This window comes from Vibrio sp. 1978 (assembly GCF_033344345.1).
The window spans coordinates 1-586 of sequence record NZ_JAWPOP010000764.1; the positions used below are offsets into that span (position 1 = coordinate 1).

Sequence of the window (586 nt, forward strand, 5' to 3'; positions counted from 1 at the left end):
CTTTTGGCATCGGTAAAGAAAGCGTCACGGTAAACGTTCCCGTGGTTGGGTCAGGCTCAGTAGTGAACTCTTTAACCGTCGCCTTGTACTCGTTGCCACTAGGAACACGAACCACCGCATTAATTGCCGTTAATCTTTCTTCTGTAGGAGGCTGTTTGACGTACAAGCGATCTGGCAACTGAATACGAACTTCTACGCGATCCAGACTGTGGATATTGACGATGTGTTGCCCAACTTGAACATTCTCAAATTGATCAATATTGACCCGAGAAATGATGCCATCAACCGGCGCTTTTAATGTGGTGAACGATAAACGCAACTTAGCGAGTTCCAACTCCGCCAACGCGATTTGGCGCTGCGCAGCAATTTCATCAAACTGCGACTTCGCCAACAAACCTTTATCCACCAAAGGTCGAGAGCGGCGATATTGACTGTCGACCACAGAAAATCTCGCCGTGGCATTATCGACATCCAGTTGATAATCCGTTGGGTCTAGGGTGGCGATAACAGCGCCTTTTTGCACTTTATCACCTTCTCGCACCATGACGCGACTCACTTCACCCGCCACACGGAAACTCAAATGAGA

The 586-nt window shown here is 48.5% G+C and carries 1 pseudogene; it reads right to left on the bottom strand.

The features are described from left to right. Positions 1 to 586, bottom strand: a pseudogene (gene vmeH / locus R8N49_RS28975) (efflux RND transporter periplasmic adaptor subunit VmeH); the annotation flags it as partial.